Annotated in this window: 10 protein-coding genes, 2 tRNA genes, 3 rRNA genes and 1 pseudogene; 6 read left to right on the top strand and 10 right to left on the bottom strand. The window is 42.8% G+C overall.

The window, feature by feature from the left end:
- Positions 1-434 precede the first annotated feature (434 nt).
- A pseudogene (locus MSBRW_RS00355) lies at positions 435-1551 on the bottom strand (IS1634 family transposase); the annotation flags it as partial.
- A 1064-nt stretch (positions 1552-2615) separates the two neighbouring features.
- Between MSBRW_RS00355 and MSBRW_RS00350 the strand changes: the two are divergent.
- The gene (locus MSBRW_RS00350) at positions 2616-5492 is read left to right on the top strand and encodes a HEAT repeat domain-containing protein (protein WP_011305954.1); all 2877 of its coding nucleotides are present in this window, start codon (positions 2616-2618) and stop codon (positions 5490-5492) included.
- Here the strand turns inward: MSBRW_RS00350 and tpiA are convergent.
- The 6 genes from tpiA to MSBRW_RS00320 all read right to left on the bottom strand — a co-directional run bounded on the left by tpiA (position 5489) and on the right by MSBRW_RS00320 (position 9596).
- A complete protein-coding gene (gene tpiA / locus MSBRW_RS00345; protein WP_011305955.1) occupies positions 5489-6157 on the bottom strand; it encodes a triose-phosphate isomerase in 669 nt (222 codons plus the stop codon). The genes MSBRW_RS00350 and tpiA overlap by 4 nt on opposite strands.
- Positions 6158-6330: 173 nt before the next feature.
- The gene (locus MSBRW_RS00340; RefSeq protein ID WP_011305956.1) at positions 6331-7509 is read right to left on the bottom strand and encodes a bifunctional 5,6,7,8-tetrahydromethanopterin hydro-lyase/3-hexulose-6-phosphate synthase; all 1179 of its coding nucleotides are present in this window, start codon (positions 7507-7509) and stop codon (positions 6331-6333) included.
- Positions 7510-7778: 269 nt separating this feature from the next.
- Positions 7779-8393 carry an endonuclease III domain-containing protein gene (locus MSBRW_RS00335; RefSeq protein WP_011305957.1) on the bottom strand — a complete coding sequence of 205 codons (615 nt, stop codon included), beginning with the start codon at positions 8391-8393 and terminating at the stop codon, positions 7779-7781.
- Between the two features lie 235 nt (positions 8394-8628).
- A tRNA-Cys gene (locus MSBRW_RS00330) sits at positions 8629-8700 on the bottom strand.
- A 65-nt stretch (positions 8701-8765) separates the two neighbouring features.
- Positions 8766-8837 (bottom strand) — tRNA-Cys (locus tag MSBRW_RS00325).
- 126 nt (positions 8838-8963) lie between these two features.
- On the bottom strand, positions 8964-9596 hold the full coding sequence (locus MSBRW_RS00320) for a YIP1 family protein (protein WP_011305958.1): 633 nt from the start codon (positions 9594-9596) through the stop codon (positions 8964-8966).
- A 1085-nt stretch (positions 9597-10681) separates the two neighbouring features.
- On the opposite strand from MSBRW_RS00320, the gene MSBRW_RS23120 reads away from it, so the two are divergent.
- The gene (locus MSBRW_RS23120) at positions 10682-10999 is read left to right on the top strand and encodes a ferritin-like domain-containing protein (RefSeq protein ID WP_268990302.1); all 318 of its coding nucleotides are present in this window, start codon (positions 10682-10684) and stop codon (positions 10997-10999) included.
- A gap of 488 nt (positions 11000-11487) precedes the next feature.
- On the opposite strand, the gene rrf is transcribed toward MSBRW_RS23120, so the two are convergent.
- From rrf to MSBRW_RS00295, 3 genes are all read right to left on the bottom strand, one after another.
- Positions 11488-11609: ribosomal RNA gene (rrf, locus tag MSBRW_RS00305) — 5S ribosomal RNA — on the bottom strand.
- A gap of 74 nt (positions 11610-11683) precedes the next feature.
- A 23S ribosomal RNA gene (locus MSBRW_RS00300) occupies positions 11684-14590 on the bottom strand.
- 209 nt (positions 14591-14799) lie between these two features.
- Positions 14800-16277: ribosomal RNA gene (locus MSBRW_RS00295) — 16S ribosomal RNA — on the bottom strand.
- Together the 16S, 23S and 5S rRNA genes form the textbook arrangement of a ribosomal RNA operon.
- Before the next feature lie 835 nt (positions 16278-17112).
- On the opposite strand from MSBRW_RS00295, the gene MSBRW_RS00290 reads away from it, so the two are divergent.
- The 4 genes from MSBRW_RS00290 to MSBRW_RS00275 all read left to right on the top strand — a co-directional run bounded on the left by MSBRW_RS00290 (position 17113) and on the right by MSBRW_RS00275 (position 22728).
- A complete protein-coding gene (locus tag MSBRW_RS00290; RefSeq protein WP_011305963.1) occupies positions 17113-18621 on the top strand; it encodes a 2-isopropylmalate synthase in 1509 nt (502 codons plus the stop codon).
- Positions 18622-18771: 150 nt separating this feature from the next.
- A complete protein-coding gene (locus MSBRW_RS00285) occupies positions 18772-19530 on the top strand; it encodes a TatD family hydrolase (RefSeq protein ID WP_230669884.1) in 759 nt (252 codons plus the stop codon).
- Positions 19531-19735: 205 nt separating this feature from the next.
- Positions 19736-20377, top strand: a complete 642-nt coding sequence (locus MSBRW_RS00280; RefSeq protein ID WP_011305965.1) for an MBL fold metallo-hydrolase — start codon at positions 19736-19738, stop codon at positions 20375-20377.
- Positions 20378-20754: 377 nt separating this feature from the next.
- Positions 20755-22728 carry a YgiQ family radical SAM protein gene (locus MSBRW_RS00275; protein ID WP_011305966.1) on the top strand — a complete coding sequence of 658 codons (1974 nt, stop codon included), beginning with the start codon at positions 20755-20757 and terminating at the stop codon, positions 22726-22728.
- The last annotated feature ends 38 nt before the right edge of the window (positions 22729-22766 follow it).

The following is a 22766-nucleotide window of genomic DNA, read 5'->3' as shown; positions in this document are numbered from 1 at the left end:
GAATTAACTTTGCCAGAGAAGCTTTACTCAAAAATTTAAAAGAAAACTAAGAGAAAGCAGATAAAAGCGGATAAGAAATTTCAAGCTTGAAAATCTCCATACAAGGATGGCAATTGCCATGGAAAACAAAGTAATTTTGAGGGTGAGTGACAGTATATAAATGTATTTATTTAAGATTACTTCAACAAATTTAAACAGCCAATTGATATTACTTTATATCAAAAAAGTGTCATTAAAGTACTTTTTTTCCATTATTTTTATGATCCAATATAAGAATATTTATATAAAGTATTGAGAACAGGAAATTTGAAAAAATGATAGTAAGTAGTTGCAGAAAGTGAAACTGCTTAAGAAAATAAAATAGGTTCAAAGAAGTTCAAACAAGTTCAAAGAAGTTCAAACAAGTTCAAACAAGTTCCAAAAATGAATACAACCTATATTCGGCAGGTTAACGCAACTAGAGATATATTTTCATATTTATCTCTCATTAGACTCCATATCTTCCAGTTAATACCTTCCAGTTAATATCTTCCATATTTAGAATTTCTGAATTTGTTTTCCCTTTTTTCTGAGTTATAAGTTCTGTAATTCCCTGAAACTTGAAAAATATCCATCTCATTGTCGATTTTTTTGTTGGTTTCCCTTTTTGATCTGGAACCGTTTCATTTTCGTCTTCTAATTTTATCCTTAATTTCCATTCCGCAATTGAATAAATCATTAAGCAGAGAACCATTATCATTGTCAATGCTTCAATTTTTGATTTATTCTTGAGATACACTTTCGATATGCTAAAGGTATCACTTTTCAAAAATAGGAATCCTTTTTCTACTTTATCCTGTCCTTTGTAATATTTCAGCATCTCTTCAGGAGAAAGGCTGATATCACTACTTGCAATAATGAAAAGTCCCATTTTCTCCATTTCTATTAAAACAAAAGATTCGTTAACTTTTATTATTTCATTAATCCTGTAATAAGTCTTTAATTTCTCATAAGTCCTTAATTTCTCATCTTTCGAAGGTCTGCCTCTTTTACCTGCTTCACGTTTTTTAATGGTTTTCAAATATATTTTTTCAAACACAACTGAAGGGAAATCTGCAATCCATTTTTTTGCTGCTTTTAATGCATCTTCTTCACAGAAGAAGTCCTCTCCTGTCAATTTTTTAAAAACTTTATCTGCTTTTTCAAGCTGTTTTTAAGTTTCCTTCTGAGAATTGCCTCTTTCTTTTCTTTCATTTTATGAGAGAGTAACAAAACCCACTTTTGTTTAACTTCGCCATATTCTACAGAGGTTTGGTAAAACGAGTATCTTTCATCGCTTTTCAACGTTTTCAGGTTTAGATTTACATTTTTCAACGTTTTCAGGTTTAGATTTACATTTTAGCAGTTCCTTTGCCTCATTAATGTTGCAGGAACACGACTGATCCAGAATGACTTTCCTATATTCTTGATATTATTGTCTGTGTAAAAGGAACTATCAGCGACATAGTACACTTTGTTTCCAGGGTTTAAAGCTGAATTGAGAGACTTGATTGCTTCCAGAATTGTGCTTTTGTGGATAGTTATTCCAAAGAGTATGTAACACTTTTGAAAAAACGATGCCAGTAAAATTAATTTTTAGAAGAGATATATTTTCCCTTTGATAATATTAACATTCATCACAAAAACATGAGAAACACATAAGCAATTGGAATCACAGAACTTTCTAGACATTGCCGGAAAGGGTATAAAGGAAAGTATACAGAAATTGAAACACACTGAATTTAAACTCCGTAGAAGCCTTCATAATATAGATTTTTCAGAATTAGTACATAAAGGTTAGATTGGAAAAGTACTTTTAATTTTCGTTCCCTGGAAGGAACTTTTAGCCGAAAGATTAACGGTTCTTACCCAAATACCAGAATAGTTTAACTACTTTATCATTAGCTAGTCGGAAGAAGCATCTCTGATATATTCAAAATCATTTAAAAGTTAGTTTTCAGTAAAGCAACAGAACTGTTAGTTTAAAACAACACGGCTTTCCTGGCGAAGTCTCTAGCCGTTAATTGCGTCTCTAGCCGTTAATTGCCTGACATTTTTCAATCTTTGAAAAAAGGTAAAAACCTGAAAAATACTTAAAAGATATCTATAGCAGTCATGGAATTGAAGAGGCTCTCAAAGACGCTTTCTGGAAGCTGGAAATACTTGCCAGCAACATATTGCTATCGAATGTTTGAGGACAGATTTTCCAGTATGGATTCTTAAAAAGTATTTTTTCATAACATATTGTAATAATTAACAATTTTTTAGCCACAACTAATAAAGTAAAAATTAGAGTAATGAATAACACTATGGAGGTTCTTAAAATTTCTCTATAATTCCTTAAATTCATCACTTACCATCACCCAAGTGTATTACTTATCAAGTACCTGCCCCCGGTAAGAATGTAAATTCCTGAAAATTTATTTTGCAAAAATTAACAAAAGTAAATTGCAAAAAACTAAATATATACTAAAAATGTATCAAGCTATTCATTTAACGTTAAGCAAGATTTCCTGTTTAAGAGAATCCCTACACAAATTTAAAGCTCTAAACTTCAAAATCAAACTGATATCGAATTTATGGAAACGGTATAAAATATGAATCCCTCAGTGCCTAAAATCGTACTGTTACTATTCACACTGACACTTGTTGGAGTTGCTTCCGGGATCAGCGAAGGCAACAATGAAAACCCCAATGAAACAACCATTTTAGATATGAATAAGTCAGAAACTCAACAGGATATAAAACCTCCCACACTGACACTGATTGGAGTTGCTTCCGGGATCAGCGAAGGCAACGATGAAAACCTCAATGAAACAACCATTTTAGATATGAATGAGTCAGAAACTCAACAAGCTATAGAGCCTCTGATAAAGGCATTAGGAAACGATGATATAGACTCCAGAAAGGAAGCCAGATTTGCCCTGGAAGAAATGGGAGAAGAAGCTGTAACTCCTCTTATAGAAGTTATCGACTCCGAAAACCCGGAAACAAGGTGTGAAACCGCTCTGGCTCTTGGAAATATTGGTGGACAAGAAGCAGAAAAAGCCATAATAAAGCTTTTGAAGGACGAAGACCCGAAGGTTAGAAGCAGTGCAGCTCTAGCACTTGGTAATGCAAGAAGCCAGAGAGCAGAAAAACAACTAATTCAGGCACTTTCAGATGAAGATGAAAGAGTGCGCTCCAATTCAGCCTGGGCTCTTGGAGAAATTGAAAAGGCAGGTTCTTCTTCAGAGGAAGATGGCTGGGGAGGTACCTTATTCTCAGGAAAGGTAGAAAATGAGAAAATTGTTGAGGCCCTCTGCCTGAGTCTCGAAGATAATAACAGTGAGGTAAGGTCCAGTGCAGCCGAAGCTCTAGGAAAACTTGGGGGAGAAGAAGCCGAAGAGTCTCTGATTAAGGCCCTTTCAGACGAGGACGGAAAAGTTCGAAGGAACACTGTGGAAGCCCTCGGAAAGATAGGGGATAAAAAAGCCACTGAACCCCTGATAAAAGCATTGAATGACGAAGACAGAGAGACAAGAAAGAAAGCCATTGTAGCTCTCGGAGAACTCCGAGAAGAGAAAGCAACAGAAGCCCTGATTAAGGCCCTTTCGGATAAAGATAAAGACGTCCGCTGTACTGCAGCTGTTGAATTGGGAGAAATTGGGGATCAGAGAGCCGAAAAAGCCCTGATAAGTGCTCTTTCAGATGAAGATCCTGAAGTAAGGAGTCTTGTCGTGGAATCTCTTGGAAAAATAGGAGAAAAAGAATCAATAGGAGCTCTAGTCCAGCAGTTAAAAGACCCTGACCAAAAAGTCAGAAATCTGACTGTACAAACACTCGAAGAAACAGGAGACAGAAACACCAAACCGATTGTCCAGGCATTAAAGGATAAAAATAATGACGTCAAGCAGTATGCTGGTGATATTCTTGTTGGAATCGGAAAACCAGCAGTTGAACCCCTTATAGAAGCCCTTTCAGATAATGATACATATACAAGCTGTACAGCCGCCTGGGCTCTTGGAAATATAAGAGATAAAAGAGCAATAAAACCTCTCATTCAAAATCTCTCGGCTGAAAATGAAGAAACAAGGCTGGGCTGTGCCAGAGCTCTTGTAGAAATAGGAGAACCTGCAGTTCCTGATTTGATAAAATCTCTTGAGAACCAGAATAGGACTGTTAGAAAATATATTGTTTTTACACTTATTGAAATTGGAGACGAGAAAGCTGTTCCAGGACTTGAGGAACTGTTTAAAGAAAAAACAGAAACTTCTGCTGAATTCACTGAAAAAAAAGGTGATGAAAAAGTAGACCAAACTCTCCAGAAAGTTGTAGAAGAAAAAGACCTGAACTTCCGGAAGGAAGTAGCAAAAGCCTTTGAAGAGATTGGAAACTCAGAAACAAAACCCCTCATCAATGCACTGGAAGCAGACCCGCAAAACATAAAAAAATACGAAGAGGCTTCCGGAGTTAATCCTGAAGATAAAAAAGCGTCAGAGAAACTCTTAGGGGCATTAAAACGTGAAGAGAGTTATGTGAGAGTCAGTTCTATACTTGCACTGGGAGGAATGAGAGAAAAAAGTTCTATCGAACCTCTTATTGAAATACTGGTCAAAGACTGCAATGAGACAAAAGCCTGTGCAGCCTTTTCTCTTGGAGAAATTGGAAACAAAAAGGCAGTAGAACCCTTATCACTTGCCTTGAAAGTGGATAAATACGACAATGTGAAAGAGTGTAGTGCCATTTCCTTAGGAAAAATCGGGGATAAAAGAGCAGTAGAACCCCTTATCATGGCTTTGAATGAAAACGATTCAATAAAAAGTTGCGCAGTCCTTGCTCTGGGAGAAATCGGAAGCCCGAAGGCAGTTAAACCCCTGACCCAGATACTATCCGATGAAAATCCCGAAGTACGGCGAAATGCAGCTCTTTCTCTGGGAGCAATAGGGGACCAAAAAGCAGTGAAATCTTTAACTGTAGGACTACAAGATGGAGACGAAAATGTGAGAGTCGCTTCAGCATGGGCTCTTGGAAATATAGGTGATGCCACAGCCGTGGACGTGCTCAATAGTGCTGCAATAGATGGAAATGAAACACTAAGATGCACTGCTTTAGAAGCTCTGGGTAAAATAAATGACCCAAAAGCAATTGGAACTCTTAAGAAAGCTCTTGAGGACGACAACTCCAGAATTCGAATCTCTGCTGTTAATGCTTTAGGAGAGATAAAAGACGAAAAAGCAACTGAAACACTTGTCAAAGCTTTGGGAGATAATAACAAAAAAGTAAGAGACTGCGCTTCAACGATCCTCATTGATAGAAAAGAAGAAGCAGTGGAACCTCTAATAAGAGGCCTGAGTAGTGAAAACAAGAATATCAGGGAGAACTCCGTATTTCTGCTAATTGACATTGGAGATGAAAGAGCAGTAAAACCTCTTACCAAGTACCTGAAGGCAAATACCAGAGCTCAACCTGAAATTCAAGAAAACAAAACTTAAATCAGACGGATAAGGTCTTCAAGTGCGGCTTTTGGGTCTGTGGCTTTCACAATTCCAGATGCCAGAAGCACGCCTTGAGAACCAAGGTCAAGAGCTGCCCTTAGATCTTCACCTTTGGAAATCCCGGCTCCACAGAGTACCTTTACCCTTGGATTAATTTTTGCAACCGCCTCAACCGAACCGCTAACAACCTCAGGGTCAGCTTTTGAGACAGGGATTCCGCTCCCTATAAGTTCGGGAGGCTCGATTGCAACATAATCCGGCCCCAGGACTGCCGCTGCTGCAGTTGTCGGGACATTATTAGTGCAGATAATTGACCTGAGCCCGAATTCCTTTGCAGCCTTTAGCGATGCCTCAATCTCTGCAAGGGTCAGACGCTTTTCAGAGTGGTTGATCAGAGTCCCTACAGCACCTGCCTCTTTTATGCATTTTCCAAAAACGTGGCCTGTGAAGCTTCCTGCTCCTATCCCATCCAGATGCTGCGAGAAGACCGGGAGCGCAACTTCCGAGGCTACCCTGTAAATATCCGGAAGCTGCGGGGCTACTGCTATCTCGACACCTGACTCTTCGGATACAGCTTTACAGGCCTTTGCAATTTCCATTGCTCCCTGACCTGTACCCTGTAAATAAGTCTTATAGTTCAATACAATGAATGGTAAACCCAAAAAAATCCCCTCTTGAAAAGTAAAAATAAATGGAAAGCATGAATTTCGACGCTTTCTCTAAAAGTTTCTGCCGAAATCACTGCATGGTTTTCCCCTTTAGCGGTAGGTTTTTAGCAGTAGATTTTCGGCAATAGATTTTCAGCAACCTTTTTTCGAGAAATTCTTAAACCTGCTTAGAAGTCAGTCATGACCCTGAACTGGTCAATTTCCGGTTTGTTAAGGCTGTTGATGAACTGCTCAGCAACTTCCCTGACATCCTTTGAGTTAGTAATCGCACGTCCGACGACAAGAATATCAGCACCCTGGCCGAGAGCTACAGGCACTTTGTCAAGACGGACTCCGCCTGCAACGGCAACCAGAATCTTTGGAGCAATCTTCTTGATCTCGGCGATATTGCCCCATGCATGTTCGGTGGCTTCAATGTCGATTCCACGGTGGAGTTCAATGACATCAGGCATGACCTTAAGCTGTTTTAAGACAGAAATCGGATCTTGCTGGTTGAGAGTATCCATTACCGCATAGATACCTGTCTTATGGGCTTCCTCAATAAGCTTGTCAATAGTGCTTATCGGGGCAAGAGCAGAGACCACAATAGCATCTCCTGCAGCATCTGCAACCATTCTTGCTTCAAGATTTCCGGTGTCCAGAGTTTTTAAGTCAGCTACTATGAAGGCATCAGGCCTGACCTCTCTGATCCTTGAAATGACATCCATACCATAGCGTTTGATAAGAGGTGTGCCTGCTTCGATAATAACGTGATCGCTTTTAGGAATTTGGGATATGGCAGATTGCACAAATTCGATGTCAGGATTGTCAAAAGCAACCTGCAGGTATGGTGGGTCCCAGAGCCTTGTAACCTTGAATCCCATGATAGCATGGGTAGACTTGTTGCTTTCCTCAAGAACGGTGTTAATGTCCGGGAAGCCTCCGAGAGCACGCTTGATTGCGAGTTTTGTTGCTCCGTAATTATACCTGTAGATCTTGTTGTAATCCTGGGCATCAGGATGGATAAAGACACTGGCTACAATGACAATTTCTTCAACCTGGTCCTTTGAGATTACGCCTTCTTCAACTGAGTCTGCTACTGCCTTTGCAACGGCTGCCTGAGCAGGTCCGAAAATTTTTCCTGCCTGCTCCATATTTTTTACCGTAACCTTCGGAATAATTAGGGTTGAAGGTTTTGGAGGTAGATTGGGCCTGATAACGGACAGGAGTGGAGTATGTCCGACTGAAAGCTGGGTCAGGCCGTTTGCAAAAGCCTGCCCTACGGGTCCTCCCTTGTCTCCTATCATCAAATCAACATGGGCAAGTTCTGCACCCTGCCCCATTAAAGCTTCTCCTATTTGAAACATGTTTGACCTCGTAAAATGTGATAAATGATATGATCCTGAGTATTGCTAACGGTGTGGATAACCGTATACCTGGAATTAATTTACTATCAACTAAGGATAAGAATAACCCTTTTGCCTGCTAAATGCCAGCCTTATATAAATAATCTCGTATCACCCCGCAGGTTTTTTCCGCAGCCCTGATAGAGCCATAGAGAGTCATAGAGTTCGATTTTAGAGTTTGACTTTTGGAGTTTGACTTCGAAGTTTCCGGGACTACAGAAAACTCCCTATTAAAGGAGAATTTTAGGACAGATATCATCAAGAGTACATGTTTTGCACCTTGGAGAAATAGGCCGGCAGGTATTTTGCCCTAATTTTACGAGCAAGAGATTTACATGTCTCCAATATTTCTGTGGAAAGATCTTTTTTAATTCGGTTTCAGTTTCTTCAGGGACTTTTGTCTCTACTAGACCTAGCCTGTTAGAAATCCTGTGGACATGAGTGTCCACGGCAAGGGCATCCTTGAGAAAAGCATGGGCAAGCACGCAGTTGGCAGTCTTCCTGCCGACTCCAGGCAGTTCAAGAAGAGCTTCCATATCGTCAGGAACCCTGCCACCATATTTTTCTAGAAGAAGTCTGGAAATTTCCTTTATTCTTCCTGCTTTAACTCTGTAAAAGCCCACATCTTTTATAAGAGTTTCAATCTCGCTAACATCAGCTCTCACCATTTCTTCAGGAGTCGAAAATCTCTCAAAAAGCTTGCTAGCCGCTGGATAGGTCACATCATCCCGGGTTCTGTGGGACATCACAGTAGAAATTAACGCAAAAAAAGGATCTGTAAAGCCATCGTTAGAAGCTTCAGGATAAAGTTCAAAGAGCCTCTTCATGAGTTCATCAATGTCCATGCTCAAAAATCAGTCTTCTCTAATATAAAATTAAGGTTCGGAATTAAACCTGAATCAAAGTAAGCTATAAATTACTATCAGAAGCAGGCATACGATTTACTTATGTGATCCACTTATATGATAATTCATTTACGTGGTCACTTTACTTAAGCAGACCAAACGAAAAAAATTTAAGAATAGACCGTGAGAATCAGAAAATTAAAAGTTCTGGAAAAAAGATTGGTTTTTAAAGGAAAGCCAAGATCCGGATTCGAACCGGAATGGAATCGCTCTGCAGGCGATTGCGTAGCCGCTCCGCCATCTTGGCATTATGCAAATTCGTGTGGGATACTATATAAAATAATTTTAGAGCAATAAATTGTTTAAAGAAGAAGCCAAGATCCGGATTCGAACCGGAATGGAATCGCTCTGCAGGCGATTGCGTAGCCGCTCCGCCATCTTGGCATTCTTGATCACGTATTGCTCGTGTAGCTTCAATTAAAGGAATTTCTAATATATAAACATTTAGCTCAAGGCAATCGGTTTTTAAATTTTTACATAGAACATGACCAAAAAATAAGATGAGTTTTTTTATAAAAGGATAACACCCGTAGAAAAGAACCCTAAGAGAAATAATCCTGAGAAAGCAAATAGCCATGCTATAAATATGGCCATAAGCAGGATTATAAGTAAAGTTGGTAGCAGTACAGCTATTACGGACCTTGCCATGCTTATATCATGGACATACATTCCGCCCACAATATAGAGATATATCCCGTAAATTCCGGCAATCCAGCCGACGATAGGAATCCAGGAAAGTACCAGTACAGCAGTTGCATAAGAAATGAATCTTACAGTGCCTTCGTAACTTCCCGTTCCTCCAAGTATTTTATAAATAATATAGAGTATTGCAGCTTCGATAAATATAGAAATAATACCTGCAATAGGTGTTATGATCACAGTCATAAGTATCGCGAAAAAGCCAAGCCCTCGCGCACTACCGTACATACCCTCGTACATCCCACCATACGTTCCACCGTACGTCCAGCCCATATACATTCCAGGGCCAAAGAGGACGGTTAAAAGTATGGCTAAAAATGCGTATATGATGAAACTGATTGCTGCAAAGGTAAGCGGATCAGTATACCCTCCGGTCTTAGGCATGTCTCTGTAAAAGTCAGACGGGCTTTGCATTACCTCTTTCCAGGTTTCGATATAACCCATAAGTTACCCCCAATAAATATAGGTTTAATTTTTATTTAAATAAATTTATCAAAAATAATCTGATAAGACCTGTTGATCTAAGTAAAGTAAGAAAAATTTTATTATAAGTCGGAACGGTAGAGGCACATAATGTAGAAAACCCCACCGAACACGAATCTGGATAACCAATAAAGCACAAATAGCATTGCATTAAAATTTCAGGAAAATCAGAAAGCAGACTGGGGATCTCACACACCAGAGGCATTGTCAGTTATTCCACATTGAGGATTAGTTATTGCTTCTTCACACTTGCACATGCTCAGTGCTTCAAATATACCTTCACCGACATTTATTATTTTTAGAGCGCATTTTTCCATTAAACGGAGGTAAAGATCTTCATTTTCGCTCTTAATAAACTCGCACATCTCAGAAACGATTTCCTGTGATGCAAATTCTTCTTTTCTGTTTACCCAGTTATTAATTGATCCAATTAAGTGTTGACGTGTTGACGTATGGATTTATCGTCCCTGCTCTGATCTATTACACTCACGAAGACGCATTCATCTCTATTCAGAAGCCACTTACCAAGTCTATACCTGAACCTACTCCCGTTATCTTGATTAATTTTATTTTCATCAACCATATTATATCCCGAGCCTATCCCAAAACCTATTTTATTCTAAATCATCATGAGTTTTCGGGATTATTTTAGTGATTAGGTATTCAATTGATTGTTCCAAATACGAGATTCAACAAATCAAATTCTGAGTTTCGGGATAGGTTTCCCCATAATAACAAAAAGGCAGTGTACCAATTTTTCTGTAAAATCACAAATCTCAATAAGTTATTGAGTAAAAAATTCCATATAGGCAGATCAATTTTCTCCATAGTATGCAAAAACTTGACCTCAAATTTACAGCAAATTTGAGGCACTACCGCATAGGGGGTTATTTGTGAAGGGAAATGAAAAGATTATCGAGAGTCTAAACGCTCGTTTGACCGAGGAACTGACTGCTGTCAACCAGTACTTTGTTCATGCTGAGATGTGTGAAAACTGTAACTACAAACTACTGGGTGAGGCAATAGAGCAGCGGCCCATCGTCTAAATAAGACATGCTGAAAAACTAATCGAACGCATCCTCTTCCCGGAGGAAAAGCCCATAGTTAGCGAACTGAACGAAATGACCATTGGCTCCCTGTGTCGGAGGTGCATGAGCATGATCTTGAAGCTGAATAAGGGAGCCGTCAAAGGTTATAACGAAAGCATTCGTCTGTCGACTGAGTTGAGAGACAACAACAATAAAACTTTTCTCGAATATATCCTGAAGGAAAAAGAAGAACACGTCGACTGGTTAGAAGTCCAGCTCGACCAGATTAAACAGATAGGTATCCATACCTATCTGGCACAGCAGATATATGGATAAGGAAGTTCCTGCTGCACCTCTATACTTTGAAGAGATTTTTTTTAAGAGAATTCCTAAGGTCATTCACGAAAATGCCTGACTAAAGGGTAAAAATTCCCAGTATCCTAGGAATATCTCTCTAAGGAGAGTTATGCAATGAGAAATTGGAAATAGAATTTGTGAATATGTTTTTAGCCTTTTAGATTACTTTCTTAAATAATTAATTTCACAGATCACGTAAGAATATAAAATATCCTGCCAAATTGGCCAGCAGCCAAACGAGAACGATACAGAAACATGAGCATTAAAAGAATCAGAAAACACCTTTATTTCTTATGGAAAAAGGCGAATATCTGTTTTTGTAGTCATAAAGAAGGTCTATAAAGTAGAATATGAGAAAAAGCGATTCAAAAATGAATTGAAAAAGCAATATAAAACCATTATCAAAAAATTAATTCAAAAATAAGTTACAAAAAACAGATTAGTGAAAGTAAGGTATTATAAGGTGAGTATGGCAACGATCCAGAGTTCCCGAAGGCTCGCACACTTCAGTACAGTAAGGAACGCGGGCAGGCTTATCTACTGTGTTCGGGATGGGTACAGGAGTTACACTGCCGCTATGGCCGCCAAACTCTACCTATAAATGGGATTGTGGAAAGATGAAGTCATGTACAGTGCTGCATACTGAATTTCGCCTGGACCGGATTAAGAAAGGAACGGATAGTTAGTAAACGCGGACTGAACACCTCGTTGCCTTGGTGCTTACATCCCGTTTCTATCAAACCGGTCTTCTACCGGAATCCTTAATGAGGTCTCTTTTTAGGTGAGAGTTCGAGCTTAGATGCATTCAGCTCTTATTCTTTGGCGCGTAGCTGCCCGGCTATGCCTTGTCAGACAACCGGTACACCAGTGGCGCCGCTGCTTGGTTCCTCTCGTACTAAAAGCAGCTTACCCGCAGACCTCGTGCACCTCTAGTAGATAGTAACCGACCTGTCTCACGACGGTCTAAACCCAGCTCACGATCTCCTTTAATAGGCGAACAACCTCACCCTTGGCCGCTGCTGCACGGCCAGGATGGAAAGAACCGACATCGAGGTAGCAAGCTGCCGGGTCGATATGTACTCTTGCCGGCAACGACTCAATTATCCCCGGGGTAACTTTTCTGTCATTTTTGGCCCCCACCAAGGAGGCTCAAAAGTTCGCTAGAGCCGACTTTCGTCTCGTCATCCACTGCTATGCTGAATAACGTCAGGCTGACTTATGCTCTTGCACTCTTCAGTGAGTTTCCGACCCACTTGAGTCAACCATTGCGCGCCCTTGATATCTTTTCAAGGGCGTCCCGCCCCAGGCAAACTGCCCACCTATCGGGGTCCTCTTCTCAGAGTTAGGGTCGTAGTCCCAGAAGGGTAGTGTCCCAATTGCGGCTCCACGTATGCTGGCGCATACGCTTCGATGCCTCCTACCTACTCTGTACATCCAGAACCACAACCCAGCGACAGGCTGCAGTAAAGCTCCACGGGGTCTTCACTTCCCCCTAGAGGTCTCTAGACTGTGCACTAGAATGTAAGCTTCACCGGATTCCAGTTAGGGACAGTAGGGCTCTCATTGATCCATTCATGCAAGTCGCCAATTAAGCGACAAGGTACTACGCTACCTTAAGAGGGTCATAGTTACCCCCGCTGTTTACAGGCCCTTCGTCCCGTTGAAACGGGGTTTCAGGTACCTGCACTGAGCAGGATTCAGAGATTGTACTAGCCCTTACGGGTTTGCAATCTCCTATGTTGGTATTAGACAGTTAGAGCCCCCTGGTCACTGCGACCTGCTGTCTCCACAGCAGGCACTCCTTATCCCGAAGTTACGGAGCTAATTTGCCGAATTCCCTTAACTGAAGTACTCCGACACGCCTTAGCCTTTTCAGCTAGGGGCACCAGTGTCAGATCTTGGTACGGACATTTAGCGGCCTTTTCACGGGTCCCGGGGTGCAACCGACTTTAGCCATAACAGATTCGCCCGATTCTCGCCATTACGGCTCTCCACGGGGTTCGCTGCTTAGACGGCGCGACGACGCCGCTCGGTCTGCCCAGAGACGTCAGACGGATTGCTAAATGGTACAGGAATATTAACCTGTTTCCCTTTCGGCGTACTCGAGTTACGGTACGTCTTAGGACCGACTAACCCTCGGCTGACGATCATTGCCGAGGAAACCTGGCCCCTTCGGCGGCAGGGATTCTCACCCTGCTTTGCTGCTACTATTACCAGGATTTTCGTTTGCGAACGGTCCACAGGACTTTACAGCCCTGCTTCGGCCCGAACGCAACGCCTTCCTACGAGATTACCTTGCGGTACTCCGTGGTATCGGTGGTCGACTTGAGCCCCGTCAATTTTCGGGGCCCCAAACCTCGACTGGTGAGCTGTTACGCACTCTTTAAAGGGTAGCTGCTTCTAAGCTAACCTTCCAGCTGTCTTGGGCTTGGGACGCCCTTTAGTATTAACACTTAGTCGACACTTGGGGACCTTAACCACGGGATGGGTTGTCTCCCTTACGGACTACAAGCTTACCCCAGCAGTCCGGACTCCGACTTTCTACAATGACGGTGGGTTTGGAGTTTGACAGGCGAGCGAGGAGTTTCCCCCCCGGAATCGCCAATCAGTGCTCTACTCCACCGACGATCTCCAGTCAGGTCATGCTGCGACATGTTTTGGAAGGAACCAGCGGATGCCGGGTTAGATTAGCATTTCACTACGAGACGCAGGTCACACGAATGATTTGCAGATCAATACCGCTTGCGGTCCTCCACGTAGCTTTCGCCACGCTTCAACCTGCCCACGCCTAGATCACCCGGCTTCGGGTCTTACCCCAGTGACTCCACGCACTTGTATACGTCGTGCCTCGCTCGGAGAGCTGCGCACATGTTGCTTTCGCTTCGGCTGCCCAGATAAAGGTTAGCCATTGCCACTGAGATAAACTCCCTGGCCCGTTCTTCAAAACGTAAGATACGACACTGGCAGTGACATTCGTACAGCATTCTCGCGAATGTTTCCTTCATGCCAGAGTTCCTTTAATGCCGTATCGTTCCATCACTATCAGGTTTCAGGCACTTTGCACCTCCCTTCTCGGGGTACTTTTCAGCGTTCGGTCACCCTACTATTTCGCTATCGGTCTCAAGTAGTATTTAGTTTTGGAGGTTGGTGCCCCCCAGATTCCCGCACGATATCCAACGCACGGTACTCAGGGACATGTTCCAGTCTTTTGGTTTACACATACGTGACTGTCACACTCTACGGTCTGCCGTTTCAGGCAAGTTCTGTTTAGCCGCCAGACGTTTGAACAGCCCTACAACACCACATTTCCCTGTGAAGGGATTCGGTTTGAACTGTGCCGTTTTCACTCGCCGTTACTCACGGTATCTCGGTTGATTTCTTTTCCTGCTCCTACTGAGATGTTTCAATTCGGAGCGTTCCCGATCATTACTGATCACTATGGAGAGGTCCCATTCGGAAATCCCGGGTTCATAGGCTCCTTGCACCTACCCCGGGCTTATCGCAGCTTGGCACGTCCTTCATCAGCTCTTGAGCCGAGCCATCCACCTGATAGCATAATTCCTGTGTATCCTAACCAGGTCCAGAAAGCGTCCAGTATACAGCACTTATACATGACTTCATGTACCTGCGTGTCAACGCAGGCAATCCGCCCTTCCCCGAAAATTTACTTTCCGGGTGCATTTGATGAGTTAGAATTGATCATTAGATTATGATCGATGATTTAAATGGTGAGGATTTTGTTCGGTTTATCGGCATCTGGGTGGTGAGTTTTTTTGCTTAGGAGGTGATCCAGCCGCAGATTCCCCTACGGCTACCTTGTTACGACTTAACCCCCCTTGCAAAGCACAGGTTCGAACACGACACGATGTTCGTGCCCTCACCCATACCTCACTCGGGTGGTTTGACGGGCGGTGTGTGCAAGGAGCAGGGACGTATTCACCGCGCTATATTGAAACGCGATTACTACGGATTCCAGCTTCACGAGGGCGAGTTACAGCCCTCGATCCGAACTAAGGATGGGTTTGTGAGATTACCAGCCCTTTTCAGGGGAGGGACCCATTGTCCCATTCATTGTAGCCCGCGTGTAGCCCGGGAAATTCGGGGCATACTGACCTACCGTGGCCCGCACCTTCCTCCGATTTAACACCGGCGGTCCCCACAGAGTACCCATCATCCCGGAGGATATGCTGGTAACAGTGGGCACGGGTCTCGCTCGTTGCCTGACTTAACAGGATGCTTCACAGTACGAACTGGCGACGGCCATGCACCTCCTCTCAGCGATTCAGGTAAGGTCTTCGGCCTGACCTACATATTGCTGTCGTTCCCGGTGAGTTGTCCGGCGTTGAGTCCAATTAAACCGCAGGCTCCACCCGTTGTTGTGCTCCCCCGCCAATTCCTTTAAGTTTCAGCCTTGCGGCCGTACTTCCCAGGTGGCTCGCTTCACGGCTTCCCTGCGGCACCAGACACGGTCGCGCCATGCCTGACACCTAGCGAGCATCGTTTACGGCTGGGACTACCCGGGTATCTAATCCGGTTCGTGCCCCCAGCTTTCGTCCCTCACCGTCGAACCCGTTCTGGTAAGACGCCTTCGCCACAGGTGGTCCCACAGGGATTACAAGATTTCACTCCTACCCCTGTAGTACCTCTTACCTCTCCCGGTTCCAAGTCTGGCAGTATCCCCCGAAAGCCTAATAGTTGAGCTATCAGATTTCCCGGAGGACTGACCAAACCGGCTACGGACCCTTTAGACCCAATAATCACGATCACCACTCGGGCCGCCGGTGTTACCGCGGCGGCTGGCACCGGTCTTGCCCGGCCCTTGCTAACAGGTGTATTTTACACACCTGGACAGCCAGCATATGATGCTAGCACTCGGTGTCCCCTTATCACGGTTTCCCGCATTGTAAAGTTTTCGCGCCTGCTGCGCCCCGTAGGGCCTGGATTCATGTCTCAGAATCCATCTCCGGGCTCTTGCTCTCACAACCCGTACCCGTTGTAGGCTAGTAGGTACATTACACCCACTACTACCTGATAGGCCGCAGACCCATCCTTGGGCAGACGAATCCATTTTACGCATAAAGCATTCCAGCATATGTGCGTTATCCGGTATTATCCCCAGTTTCCCGGGGTTATGCCGGACCCAAGGGCAGGTTATCCACGTGTTACTGAGCAGTACGCCATGTTCACGAAGAACATATAACTCGCATGGCTTAGACGAACACCGATAGCAGTAACCTCTGGCAGGATCAACCAGAATTGTTAATGTATCGCACACTTCAAAATAAAGGTCTTGGTCGCAGAAACTTGCACTAACAACTATCAATTCAGTTATTTTCGTTTCGCGATGATGTGTTATGAAAAACTCTCACCGCCCAGAATTAACCGAACCGACAAAATCCTCGTCAGACAGGAAAAAACTCCTGACTCCATTAAAAGATGAAAGAGATATGTGATTTTTTTACCTACGCAATCAGTTTGCGCAGGGTCATATACAAGGCATTTATTGTATATAAAGCTTTGTGTTATTCACCTCGACACAATCGCGTTGTGCGAAGGAAGTATACAAGACATTTATTGTATATAAAGCTTTGTATTGAGTTCCTCAGAACGTTTGAATGATATGAGGAATATATACAACGCATTTATTGTATATAAATATTCTCCTGCAAAGGAGATTGAACAACTTTGAAAGAGGGAAATGAGAAGAGTTAAAAGGTTTCAAAAGAATTGTACTTTCGAATCCTTAACTTTATCCGTTTTTATGAGTCATTGTTTCAGAAAAACAATGTCTACAGGCGCCTTCTGTTTCCGTTTTTCAGATTCGTTTTTTCGGCACCTTTGAATTCCGTTTTTCAAGTCCCGTTTTTCAAGTTTCGTTTTTCATTCTCATAGATGTCGTGTTACACCTTGAGAAGCAACCCTAGAATGGGGTATCTAGTATAAATAATTTTCCGTCAAGAAATTAAAAAACAAAACTAAGTTTAAATATAAAAGAACTCTCGTGAGATTTATATACTAGAAATCTACATTCAACTAGATGATTACTATGAATGTAAGAACTGAAAGAAGGGATCGATTTTTACATCGAACCTATGAGGAATAAAAAGGTAACTGTTTTTGACACAACACTGCGTGACGGAGAACAAACCCCTGGGGTATCTCTAACTTCTGCCCAGAAGCTGGAAATTGCCCGTCAACTTGACAAACTCGGGGTAGACATTATAGAAGCTGGATTTCCAATCTCATCAGAAGGAGATAAAGAATCCGTAAAATCTATTTCTAATGCCGGACTGGATCTTGAGGTTTGTGGACTTGCCCGTGTATTGAAAAAAGACGTTGATGCCTGTTTTGACAGTGATGTAGGACTTGTGCATACTTTCGTCCCTACTTCTGAAGTACAGCGGACATATACCATCAAAAAAAGCCAGGAAGAAGTAATTCAAATGGCTGTGGAGACTGTCCAGTACATTAAAGATAATGGGAGAAGATGCATGTTTTCTGCAATGGACGCTACGAGAACCGAACCTGAATATCTCATAGAGGTTTTCAAAGCAGTGCAGGAAGCAGGATGCGATATCATTAACGTGCCAGACACTGTTGGAGTTATGGTTCCATCAGCAATGTACAGACAGATAAAGGATATCGCAGATGAAGTAACAATTCCTATTGATGTACATTGCCATAACGATTTCGGGCTTGCTGTAGCAAACAGCCTCATGGCAGTCGAAGCAGGTGCGTCCCAGGTTCAGGTTACAATAAATGGAATAGGTGAAAGAGCAGGAAACGCCGATCTTTCTCAGACAGTCATGAGTCTGACCTCAATCTACGGGGCAAAAACAAATATTCACACTGAGTATCTTGTAGAAACCTCGAAAATGATTGAAAACTATACTGGAATCAGGCTACCTCCAAACACACCTGTAGTAGGCCAAAACGCATTCTCCCATGAATCCGGAATCCACAGTCAGGGAGTACTCGAAAAATCCGATACTTTCGAGCCCGGAATAATGACACCGGAAATGGTAGGACACAAAAGGCGTATTGTCCTTGGTAAGCATACAGGTAAACATGCAGTCAAGCAGTCTCTTGAATCTGCAGGCATAATCAGCAATGACGAGCAGCTTGATGAAATTGTATCCAGAATTAAGGAGATTGCAAATAAAGGAAAGCACATTACAGACGCAGACCTTTATGCTGTTGCCTCTGCCGTTCTTGGAAAAGCAAGTTCAGAGGATGAACTGATTAAACTCAAAGAAGTTTCTGTAATGACAGGAAATATCCTGACACCGACTGCAGTAGTCAAAGCAGATATCGAAGGTAAAGAAACCATTGCAGCAAAGACAGGGGTTGGCCCTGTAGACGCCGCCCTCAAAGCAGTAAGAGATATCCTGGGAGAAAGTAACCACTTTAGACTCCAGGAATTCAGGATCGATGCAATTACAGGTGGAGCAGATGCCCTTGCAGATGTATATATAGGTCTCGAAAATGAGAAGGGCAGAGTTGTAACTGCAAGGTCTGCAAACCCGGACATAGTTATGGCCTCTGTAGAAGCCCTTGTAAATGCTATGAACCTGCTGTATAAGAGAGAAGAAAAAAGCTAAAATTGGAGACTTGGGCTGGCCAAACAACTAGAGGGCTCAGGTGCCATAATTAAAAAACAAAAAACCGGATAAGAGCTGCATACTCATTTTCGGGTTTGTATTCCATAGTTAGTATAAAAAGTAAAATAAAATGAGATGGAATACAAATCCATGCCTTATCCAATTATTGATTCCCACTGTCATCTTGATTTTCCAAAATTCAACCGCGATAGGGAAGAGACTATTCTACGAGCCAGAGAGGCAGGAGTTGTCGGAATGGTCAACTCAGGAATTTCCCTGAAAGGCAACCGTATTAGCCTTGAACTTGCGGAAAAGAATGAGGATATTTATGCCGCGCTTGGCCTGAGTCCTGATATTGGCAGAGGAGGCGAGGATAAAGAGATAAATGCTATTCTTGCTCAGATTGAAGAAAATGCAGGAAAAGCAGTTGGAATCGGAGAAGCGGGCCTGGATTTCCAGGACTGCAAAACAAAAGAGGAACGTGAGAGGCAGACTGCTGCATTCAAAAAGGTAATTGAGCTTGCAAAAAATCTGGACAAACCTCTTATAGTTCACGCCCGACAGGCTGAAGCAGAAGTGTTAAAACTTGTCAAAGGTGTGGATACGGTAATCTATCACTGCTATAGCGGCCCTGTTGAGACCATGCGGGAAATTGTGGATATGGGATACTATATTTCCCTGGCAACTCTTGTCTGCTTTTCCGAACATCACCAGACTCTTGCAGAAGCTGTTCCGCTTGAAAACTTGATTCTGGAAACCGATAGTCCCTTCCTTTCTCCCCGCAAAGGCAGAAATGAGCCTGCCTTCATAGTAGACTCTGTTCCTGTAGTAGCGCAACTTAAGGATGTGGAGCCAGCAGAAATCGCAAAATCGACTACTGAAAATGCGCGCCGAGCTTTTAATATCTAAATTTTCAAACATTAATTCCCAAACATTAATTTCCAGCATTAATTCTTAGACATTAATTCCAGACATTAATTCCAGACATTAATTCACAGACATATTAAAAGCAAAGAGTGAACAGTAAGGAAAGTGTAAGAAAGAGAAGTAACACAGAAAGTGCAGGAAAGGGAAGCAAGGAAAAAAGGAAAAGAGAAGTGAAAGAGGAAGAACTATGGAAGTCCGGTATATTTGCCCTACAGCTTACGATTCCAGTGTCTATCTGGTAAATGGAAAAGTGCTGATCGACACAGGAATGAACAGCGACCTGATTATCAAGCAACTGGAGAAATATATAAAGCTAACCGACATTGAATTAATAGTCCTGACACATTGCCATTATGATCATACCGCAGCAGCCGCAGTTATTGCAGAAAGAAGCGGTGCAAAAGTCGGAATACATAAAGCTGACCTGGAGGGCATAAATGATGACTACCTCAGCGTGGCCGTAATTTTTGGGGAGCGAGCTCCTGAAGTCAGGCCCACAATTACATATGAAGAAGGAGATAAAATTGACATCGGAAATGGGGAATACCTGGAAGTAATCCATACGCCGGGTCACTCAAAAGGAAGTATCTGCCTCTATGAGCCTGTCTCAAAAAGTCTTTTCTCCGGAGACACTGTATTTCCAGGTGGGGGTTCCGGAAGAACGGACTTTGAGGGTTCTGTGCCTGAAAAGATGGCTAGCTCAATAGAAAAGCTCACAAAACTGGATGTAAAAAACCTGTACCCTGGACACGGATCCCCTACAGATAGGGATGGAAATAATCAGATTATGGCTTCCTACAGAATGTTAAAAATGATGATGGGCGAATAAAAGCACGAGAAAAAGGAGCCTTAAAGCAAGTTATGGCCAAAGATACAGCGATTTCAAAAAAGAATAAAAACTTAAAACCTGAAAAGCGGAATAAAGAAAGACCGAGCAGAAAAACCGGTTCTTTTGTTCCAAAAAAAGCTGAATTAAGACAAAAAACGCAAGATGGAGTGGAACTCAGGGTAAAATCAGGGATAAAACCTGAAAAAGCCGAAGGAAAAAAAGCCGAAGGAAAGTTCTCAGAAGTAAAGCTCTCAAAAGTAAAATTACCGACAAAAGCGGGAAAAAAACCTGGGAAAGGATCTGAACCTAAACACAAGAAGAGAGAAAGAAAAAGAAAATCCGTTTCTTCCCGCATACCTGCATCGAAATTTCTTCCAATGAGCCTTGAAGAAGTAAAAGCTCGCGGCTGGGAAGAGCTTGATATTATTCTGATTTCTGGGGACGCCTATGTAGACCACTCCAGTTTCGGCACGGCAATAATAGGAAGAGTTCTTGAAGATGCCGGTTTTAGAGTAGGAGTAATCGCCCAACCGCGCTGGGACAGCCCTGAAGATTTCAAAAAACTTGGAAAGCCAAGACTCTTTTTTTCCGTAAGTGCAGGAAATACCGATTCTATGGTCAGCAACCTGACCCCAGGCCTGAAGCCGCGGAATAAGGATGCTTATTCCCCTGGAGGAAAAACAGGGCTTCGTCCTAACCGCGCCGTGATAATTTACTCGAACAGAATAAAAGAGGCTTTTCCTGAAGTGCCTATAGTGCTTGGGGGCATTGAGGCTTCCTTACGTCGCTTTGCTCATTATGATTATCTTTCAGATAAGGTCAGGCAATCCATTCTGGCTGACGCGCCTGCTGACCTCATAGTCTACGGTATGGGAGAGCTTCAGATCGTAGAAATTGCAAAAAGACTGCAGGCCGGGGAAGATATCAGAAATATCAGAGATGTCCCCGGCACAGTATGGAAGATGGAAGTTAAAGCCTGGAAGGAGCTCAAAAAAAGAGCTGAAAAGTCAGATAATAGGTCGAATAAAAAAGAACAGGAAAAATCAGAAAAGGAAGTACTGAAAAAGGAAAAATCGGAACAGGGAATACCGGAAAAGGAAAAATCGGAACAGGAAATACCGGAAAAGGAAAAGTCAGGACAAAAAGACGAGAAAATAGCTGAGAATGCAGCCACATTTTTAAAGCGATATCTCGAAATTCCTTCTTTTTCAGAAGTTTCTCAGGATAAAACAGCCTTTGCAAAAGCTTTTCGTATATATTTCGCGGAACAGAACCCTGTTACTGGAAAAGGGATTATTCAGCCTCACCCGAAAACCGTAATCGTGCAGAACATGCCAATGCGCCTTCTTACAGAGGCTGAAATGGACCATGTGTATGAACTGCCGTTCACTGGTGAAACCCATCCTTCCTATACTGAACCGGTTCCTGCCCTGGAAATGGTAAAATTCTCCCTGACAACGCACAGGGGATGCTTTGGAGGCTGTGCTTTCTGTGCAATTACAGAACATCAGGGGCGCATGATTGCAAGCCGCAGTATCGAATCTGTCCTGCGTGAAGCAAAAAAGCTCACAGAAAAACCTGATTTCAAGGGCATTATAAACGGAGTTGGCGGCCCAAGTGCAAACATGTACGGCATGGAGTGTAAAACCTGGGGAAAAAAAGGAGCCTGTCTGGACAAATCCTGCCTTTATCCTCGCATTTGCCCTGCTCTGGATACCAGCCATAAAAAGCTGCTTGAACTCTTACGCCGCCTGCGCGAACTTCCAGGAGTTAGGCATGTCTTTACAGGTTACGGGGTACGTTATGACCTGGCTCTTAAGGATGAAGAGTACCTCGGAGAACTTTGCGCCTACCATATCAGCGGACAATTAAGAATCGCACCTGAACACTTTTCGAGGCAGGTCACAAATGTAATGTGTAAGCCAGGCAGGGAAGTCTACGAGAAATTTACCCAGAAATTTACAGAGCTCAACCGGAAGTGCGGCAAAGAACAGTACATTGTAAACTACCTGATGTCAGGGCATCCGGGCTGTACCCTTGAAGATATGATAGAGATGGCGGAGTATGTGCGAGACCATGGAGGCTATACCGAACAGGTACAGGACTTCACCCCAACACCTATGACCGTATCGACATGCATGTATTATACAGGACTGGACCCGTTCACAGGCAAAAAAGTATACGTTGCAAAAGGCAAGAAAGAAAAGGCCATGCAGAGAGCTCTTATGCACTACAGGAACCCTGCAAATTACGAGCTTGTATACGAAGCTCTCGAGAAGGCAGGAAGACTTGACCTTGTGGGGAATGCTCATAAGTGTTTGATAAGAAGAAAGGAAAAAAGGAAAAAGTAAGCGACAAAGGTAAAGTTGTTCGTGTAGAAATTATAGTA

This window comes from Methanosarcina barkeri str. Wiesmoor (assembly GCF_000969985.1).
Classification (GTDB): domain Archaea; phylum Halobacteriota; class Methanosarcinia; order Methanosarcinales; family Methanosarcinaceae; genus Methanosarcina; species Methanosarcina barkeri_B.
This window is presented reverse-complemented; position numbering and strand designations above follow the sequence as displayed.